At 67.1% G+C, this 6,563-nt stretch carries 8 protein-coding genes and 2 pseudogenes; 7 read left to right on the top strand and 3 right to left on the bottom strand.

Features of this window, described 5'->3' with window-relative positions; translation table 11 throughout:
* From E1200_RS34505 to E1200_RS29860, 3 genes and pseudogenes are all read right to left on the bottom strand, one after another.
* Window positions 1-350 (bottom strand): annotated as a pseudogene (locus E1200_RS34505) (hypothetical protein); the annotation flags it as partial.
* A gap of 23 nt (window positions 351-373) precedes the next feature.
* A complete protein-coding gene (locus E1200_RS29865) occupies window positions 374-739 on the bottom strand; it encodes a hypothetical protein (RefSeq protein ID WP_131955423.1) in 366 nt (121 codons plus the stop codon).
* A complete protein-coding gene (locus E1200_RS29860; protein ID WP_131955422.1) occupies window positions 718-1,116 on the bottom strand; it encodes an ATP-binding protein in 399 nt (132 codons plus the stop codon). Before E1200_RS29860 ends, E1200_RS29865 begins: the two co-directional genes overlap by 22 nt.
* Window positions 1,117-1,323: 207 nt before the next feature.
* Between E1200_RS29860 and E1200_RS29855 the strand changes: the two genes are divergently transcribed.
* From E1200_RS29855 to E1200_RS29825, 7 genes and pseudogenes are all read left to right on the top strand, one after another.
* A complete protein-coding gene (locus E1200_RS29855) occupies window positions 1,324-2,127 on the top strand; it encodes a helix-turn-helix transcriptional regulator (protein ID WP_165950519.1) in 804 nt (267 codons plus the stop codon).
* Window positions 2,118-2,330 carry a DUF397 domain-containing protein gene (locus tag E1200_RS29850; protein ID WP_131955420.1) on the top strand — a complete coding sequence of 71 codons (213 nt, stop codon included), beginning with the start codon at window positions 2,118-2,120 and terminating at the stop codon, window positions 2,328-2,330. Before E1200_RS29855 ends, E1200_RS29850 begins: the two co-directional genes overlap by 10 nt.
* Window positions 2,327-2,689 (top strand): hypothetical protein, encoded by a 363-nt coding sequence (locus E1200_RS29845; RefSeq protein ID WP_131955419.1) that lies wholly within the window; start codon window positions 2,327-2,329, stop codon window positions 2,687-2,689. The genes E1200_RS29850 and E1200_RS29845 overlap by 4 nt, the downstream gene beginning before the upstream one ends.
* Before the next feature lie 144 nt (window positions 2,690-2,833).
* The gene (locus E1200_RS29840) at window positions 2,834-4,222 is read left to right on the top strand and encodes an OmpA family protein (protein WP_131955418.1); all 1,389 of its coding nucleotides are present in this window, start codon (window positions 2,834-2,836) and stop codon (window positions 4,220-4,222) included.
* Between the two features lie 91 nt (window positions 4,223-4,313).
* Window positions 4,314-4,556 carry a DUF6458 family protein gene (locus E1200_RS29835; RefSeq protein ID WP_131955417.1) on the top strand — a complete coding sequence of 81 codons (243 nt, stop codon included), beginning with the start codon at window positions 4,314-4,316 and terminating at the stop codon, window positions 4,554-4,556.
* 105 nt (window positions 4,557-4,661) lie between these two features.
* On the top strand, window positions 4,662-5,198 hold the full coding sequence (locus tag E1200_RS29830; RefSeq protein ID WP_131955416.1) for a hypothetical protein: 537 nt from the start codon (window positions 4,662-4,664) through the stop codon (window positions 5,196-5,198).
* 117 nt (window positions 5,199-5,315) lie between these two features.
* Window positions 5,316-6,563: pseudogene (locus E1200_RS29825) on the top strand (hypothetical protein); the annotation flags it as partial.

Raw genomic sequence — 6,563 nt, 5'->3', positions numbered from 1 at the left:
CGTCCAGGGCGTGGGGCAGAGGGGGTCGGCCCGTTCCAGGTGCCGTCCGCGTTGCGGGTGTGCGGGCCGGGGCGGCGCGGGAGCATGAGGCCGGCGGTGTGGAGTTGGCGGGCGAGGTCGATGGAGGTCTTGGCTTCGACCAGGCGGTTCGGGAGGAGCGCCCAATAGGAGCCGGTCCGTTGGCCGTGCCAGATGCACAGGCCGGGAAAGGTTCGGCGTAGTTGCTCCAGGGCCTCGGCGATGTCGGGGCCCGGTTCTATTGGGGTCGCTGGACAAGCGGCCGGGCGTGAGGTGGGCGCGGCATGAACGGCGGGCGCCCAGCCATGCGGGGGCGTAGGTAGATGGGTCATCGTGATGTCTTTCTGGTGGCGGGTTACCAGGTGGCGGGGAACATGCGGTGTTTGAGGAGCGCGTCGACCTGGTCGGCGGCCAGTTCGGTGTCGCCGCAGGGGGAGAGGTAGCCGTGCCGTCCGCGTCCGGCGTCGTAGTAGGCCCAGCCGCCTCCGGGGATGGCGCGGACGCTCACCGCGATGCGGACGTGGTCATCAGGGCTGAACGCGAACACCCACAGCAGCGGTGGACGGGCCGGGAGTTCGTCGGCCTGGTAGAGCTTGATGCAGCGGTAGCTTCTGGCCTGGACGGCGACGGCAAGCAGGTCGAGGTTGCGGATCGCGGTGGCGCGCCCCAGCCGGGTCCGCCACCGCAGTAGCCGGGCACTCAGCGGACGCAGCGAGCCCACGTGATCTTTCCTTCCTCGTTGAGCGGGCGGACGCCCCAGTCGTGGACGAGTTGTTCCATCAGCAGCAGGCCGCGCCCGCTCTCCGCGTCGTCGTCCTCGCCTTGGACGACGGGAAGGGCGCTGCTCTCGTCCCAGACCTCGATGACGGTGAGCAGTTCGCGCACGTCCGGGAAGATCCGCACGATGATGTGCCCGGTGCCGACGTGCTTGTAGCTGTTGGTGACCAGCTCGGTAACCACGAGCCGACCGACGAAGTCGTCAGCGTGCCCCAGCTCGCGGAACCGGTCGGTGAGATAGCGGCGCGCTTTCGCGGGCGCCTCGTCGGATGGATCGAGGACGAGCGGTGGCGCCTCTGGCGCGAGCATGACCGCGGGCATCGGTGAACCCCTCCAGCCTGGACGAGGGCTGATCGCAAACGGGGTCAATCCGTCAAACCGGAAGTACTCGCCGCAATCACCCTGTGTTATTGAGTGAACACCATCAGGCCATGGGAGGTCGTACTCTCTCAGGAGACTTCGATAACACCCACAAACAGGTTGCCTTTGTTAGCGCGTGGGTTGCCAGATCGCGGAGGGATGATCGTCATGGCCTCGACCATTGAGAACCGTCGACGTACGCCGGAGTTGCGGTCGTTCGGTGTCGTCGTCAGGAGGTTGCGCGAGGCGGCTGGACTCAAGCAGGTCGATCTGGCCGACCTGGTGAATGTCTCCCGCGCCTATATCGGCCACGTTGAACTCGGCAAGACTCGGTGCCGCCTGGACTTCGCCAAGCGTCTTGACGACGCCCTACAAGCCAACGGCGAGATAGTCGCAGCGTGGAACAAGTTGCTTGAATCGATCAAGTCCGTCAAGTACGCCGCCTACTTCGTCAATTTCCCGAAGGCCGAATCTACAGCCAGTCTGATCCGTGTCTACGAGACGCATATCGTCAATGGACTTTTCCAGACCGAGGCGTACGCAGGCGAGATCGTTAAGGACGCAGACATCCTCAATACTCGGATGAACAGACAGAAGCAGGTGATGAGCGAACCGGCACCGAAGATATTTGTGGTTCTAGAGGAGAGTGTTCTTTATAGGAAGGTCGGTACACGGGAAATTATGCAAGAGCAACTCGAGTATCTGCTGGAATTGTCCGAACGTCCCGGTGTCCGGCTCCAGGTGCTTCCAACCGTCTATGTAGAGGACGCGCGGTCTGCCTTCACCATCGCCACTCAGGCGGACCGCAGCGACGCTGCGTACCTCGTCACTGGGACAGGGGGCATGACCAGTGCAGACCCGGACGATCTTGCCAACCTGCACGAGAGGTTCGCTAGTCTTCAGGCAGAGGCGCTCAATGTGAGAGACACCCGAGCCCTGATCAGAAGGGTGATTGAGGAGAGATGGACCTGAGCAAGGCGGTATGGCGCAAGGCTTCACGAAGCACGGCCGAGGGTGACAACTGTGTTGAGGTTGCTGTGGTCTCACACAGCGTGGCGTTGCGTGACAGCCAGGACCCCAGTGGCCCCAGAATCATCATTGGTCACGATGAATTTCACCGGTTCGCCAGTGCCCTCAAGAACCTTTCGCTCGACTCGCGCACCAATGGTGAGTGAGTAGTTACTATCAGATCTTTCTGCGTGCTCCCGAGGTGGGGGAACGCCTCCTCTCCGACATCGCCGGCGCGGCCGGGGTCGAGCTCAGTTCGAGCAGTACGTCCGGCGGCGGGATCGACTTCGCCGGAGGGGCCGACACGGTCAAAGTTCAGGTCGAGCTGTCTCACGAATTCGATGATGATTACGGAATTCCCTTTTCGCAATACCCGGTGGTCGTCACGGTGATCGACTTGGAGCGGAGTGCGGCGCGGGAAGAGGTGTTGGCTCGCGACGTTTTCAACAAGCTCGCCGAAGCCGGGATTTACTCGATGTTGTTTGTGCATGATCTCTCGGTTTTGATTGATCGTGCCGATCCCTGATTTGCGTCACAGCCGTCCCTGCTCCTTCGTGAGTCGGCTGGTGGGCGACGTGGGGCCCGTACCGCTTGCCCGCGATATGGCAGGGGGACATCGGGGCTGGCTAGTGTGGCGGTCGTTGTGTGCCCCTTCGTTGACGGATGACCGATGCGCCTCGTCCTGCCCCTTGCCGCCTCCCTGGCCGGCGTCGTCTTCGTCGTCGGTTGTTCGGGTGGTGGGGCGGACAAGGAAGACGCGCCGGTGGCCGGGGGTGTCGCTGGTGGGGCGGTGTTCGCCAAGGAAGGGCGGTTCGGTGGGACGGGTGCCCCGCTGCAGGCCCGTGTGCAGATCAAGGGCGTCGAGCGCCGAGGTGAGAAGTCGGTGCTGCGGTACAGCGTGACGTCCCTCGACTCGTCCAAGAAGTCGCTGAACTTCGCGATCGACCTACTCGACCCGGTCGGGCGCCTCCTCTACAAGGCCACCGGTTCCACGGGCGGGGAGACCTTCGAGCCCGGCGCTACCCGCGAGATGACCACCGAGTACCCGGCCATCCCGCGCAGCGTCACGAAGGTCACCGCGCTCACGCGGGGCACGGCCGGCGAGTTCACCGGCATCCCCGTCACCGGTCCCGACGACGCATCCGCCGCGTCCCTGGCGCGGCTGCGCGGCAACCCGGTGGAGCTGTACGGCATCACCGAAGGCGAAGTCAGGGACACCGTGACGAGCGGCCAGCAGGTGACGGTCGGCCTCCGCGCGGACGTGCTGTTCGAGAGAACCTCCGCTGACCTGTCCGGACGCGCCGGGAACGTGCTGGACGAGACCGAGAAGGAGATCAAGTCGAAGGCCGCAGGCTCGCTGAGCTTCGAGGGGCACACCGACAGCAGCGGAGACGACACCGCCAATGTGGCGCTCTCCAAGAAGCGTGCTGAGGCCGTGATGCGTGAGATGAAGTCCCGGCTCGGCGACGGGTTCTCCTACACGGCGAGCGGTAGGGGAGCGGCGGAGCCCATCGCTGCCGAGGGTGACGTCAAGGCCCGCGAACGCAACCGCCGCGTCGAGATCACCTACGAGGTGAAGCGGCCGGAGACGCCCAGCCCGGAAAGCGGCCCTGCCGGCTTCCGGCCGGAGGACGGGAAGAAGGTCGCCAGTCGCTCGGCAAAGTTCGGCGACGCCAAGCGGCGCATCGACGTCAAGCCCTTCTACCGTGACGGCGCCTACATCGTCGCCGTGTTCGACATCGTCAACGAAGGCCCAGGGCCCACGCCACCGGACGCGTCCTACTCCCATCGGGACTATCCGGGCGGCGTCTTCACCTCGTTCTCCATTCAGGTACCGGGCAGCAAGGACGTCCACCGCACCGTCCGGATCGGCACCGTGACACCCGGGGCCAACGGCTCCTATGTCGACCCAGGACGCGCCGTCGGCGGGGTCGAGGTGAACCGTCCCGTCCGCGGCTTCGCCTACCTGCCCGCCCCGCCCGGCAAGGTCACTTCCGTCACTTTCGACGCCGGCCCCTTCGGAAAGCTCGGCAAGGTCCCGGTGCGGCAGGGCGGCTGAGAACGATCCCGCGCGCCCGCCGACGTGTGACCGGAGATCGGAAGGGATAGTTAAAGAACACGACCACGGTTCGTCCGGCGGAGGTCATCGCATGGGTATCGGCGTCAGTGTTTTCCTGATCACGCTCGGACTGATCCTCAAGTTCGCGATCCAACCGGATGCGATGACGGACCCGGTGGACATTCACGTCATCGGCGTCATCCTGATCATCGTCGGCGGGGTGACGTTCGCGCTCCAACTGCTGATGATGTCCCGGATGCAGCAGCGTCAGCCCCGGTTCCCGTCAGGCCGGGACGAACGCACCTACGACGGCGACAACCCGCCCCGCCCCTGAGAAGTCCTCGCCTTTCCTGAGCTTCAGGCCCCGATCGCCCGGGATTGAACGGTTTGCCGTGCGCGCGCATCCAACCGGTGATTCCGGCTTCGAGGAGGCGTCCCCGTGACCGCTCTGATCGTCATGTGCTTCCTGCTGGCAGCCGTCTTCTTCGCGCTCGGGTGCATGGACCAGCGGAAGCTCTACTGGAAGCTCACGTCATGGCAGTACCGCCGCCCCGAGGCCAACGAGCCGTCCGACGCCGCGTACGCGCTGAACCGGTTCGGCATGTTCCTCGGCGCGGTCATGATGCTCGTCCTCGCGGCCGTCGTCAACGCCGCCGACGCGTCGAGCACCTACTCGACGGCGCAGGTGCGGTCCGTCGCGTCCTCCGCGGCGTCCGAATTGGACCAGGGGACGCAGTCCGGGATCGGTTCGTCGTACCGCGCGTCGTCCGACGTGTACGACGCCGTGAACGAGCACGGCGGCGGCAACGTGAAGATCCGCTCGGTCGGCGGCGGCGAGTACGAGTTGACGAATCGCGACGGCGAGAACCCCGTCTGCCTCACCGTCACCGTGGACAACGACCTGAACATCGGCGGCGGCATCGGCGAGCCCTGGAGCCACTCGGTCAGCACGTCCGTCAACGTCGGCTCCTGCTGACCCGCCCCGCCTCCGGTCCGATGCACCGGAGGTGACCTCCGTTGAAGATGGCGAGGCGCTACGGCGGTGACTACTGTGGCCTCCGTCTCCCGCCCGCCACTCCTCGACGGATGACCGATGCGCCGCGTTCCCACCCTGGCCGCCTCCCTTTCCGGGCTGCTGCTCCTCACCGGCTGCGCGAATGACGGGCCGGTGAAGGTCGATCCGCCGACGGCCGGGGCCGGGGGCTCCGCCCGTCCCGCCAACTCCGGGGGGACGTTCGCCAAGGAAGGCCGCTTCGGCAGCGCGGACGGGCTGCACGCGCGCATCGAGATCAAGAGCGTCGAGCGGCAGGGCGGCAAGTCGGTGCTGCGCTACAGCGTGACGTCCATGGACACGGCGACGAAGTCCGTAATGTTCGCGATCGACCTGCTCGACCCGGTCGGACGCCGGCTGTACCGGCCGACCGGGTCCACGAGCGGGGACGGGTTCGCGCCCCGCACCACCCGCGAAATGGCCGCCGAGTATCCCGCGCTCCCGCCGGACGTCGCGAAGGTCACCGTCCTCACGCCGGGCACCGCGGGGGAGTTCACCGGCATCCCCGTCACCGGCACCGCCACCGCGCCGCCAACGGACGCGCCGGCCACGGGCTCCTCGCCGACGACGAGCAGCGCGCCTCCGCCGGGCGTCGACGCCCCGCCGGGGGTCGGCGCCGGGGTGGACGAGGGGACCGGAACCGAGCCGGAGGCGCGCGCCGAGGCGGAGACCACGACCGCCGTGCCGTCCGGAAGTCCGCCAGGCACGGGAATGCCGACGCTCACGTCGAGCCCGGGTGTGGAGCCGGCTCCCGGGGCGTCGCCTCCGGGGCCTGCGAACCCCGTCCCGCTGCACGACGTCATCGAGCAGGACGCCGGGGACGCCTCGCCCAGCGCCTCGCCCAGCACCTCGCCCAGTCCGTCCGCCACGGCTAGCCAGTCCGCCACGGCGAGCCCGTCCGCCTCGGCTGGCGCCGGAGCCGCAGGTCCGCCCGCCGAGTTCCGCCCGCAGGACGGCGAGAAGGTCGCCAGCCGTTCGGCGAAGTTCGGCGAGGCCAAGCGGCGCCTGGACGTCAAACCCTTCTACCGGGACGGCGCCTACATCGTCGCCGTGTTCGACATCGTCAACGAAGGCCCCGGCCCCACCCCAGCGGACGCCTCCTACCCGCACAAGGACTACCCCGGAGGCGTGTTCACCGCCTTCTCCGTCCGCGTGCCCGGCGGCAAAGACGTCTACCGCGCCGTCCGCCTCGGCCCCGGAGCCAAGGGCACCCCAGCCTCCTACGTCGACCCCGGACGCGCCGTCTTCGCCACCGCCGTGAACCAGCCCGTGCGCGGCTTCGTCTACCTC

This window comes from Actinomadura sp. GC306 (assembly GCF_004348665.1).
Taxonomy (GTDB): Bacteria; Actinomycetota; Actinomycetes; order Streptosporangiales; family Streptosporangiaceae; genus Spirillospora.
This window is presented reverse-complemented; position numbering and strand designations above follow the sequence as displayed.

Excerpts from the sequence above, each read along its gene's own strand:
- E1200_RS29840 (WP_131955418.1), top strand. The coding sequence starts at position 2,834 with ATGCGCCTCGTCCTGCCCCTTGCCGCCTCCCTGGCCGGCGTCGTCTTC.
- E1200_RS29850 (WP_131955420.1), top strand. The coding sequence starts at position 2,118 with ATGGACCTGAGCAAGGCGGTATGGCGCAAGGCTTCACGAAGCACGGCC.
- E1200_RS29855 (WP_165950519.1), top strand. The coding sequence starts at position 1,324 with ATGGCCTCGACCATTGAGAACCGTCGACGTACGCCGGAGTTGCGGTCG.
- E1200_RS29835 (WP_131955417.1), top strand. The coding sequence starts at position 4,314 with ATGGGTATCGGCGTCAGTGTTTTCCTGATCACGCTCGGACTGATCCTC.
- E1200_RS29860 (WP_131955422.1), bottom strand. The coding sequence starts at position 1,116 with ATGCCCGCGGTCATGCTCGCGCCAGAGGCGCCACCGCTCGTCCTCGAT.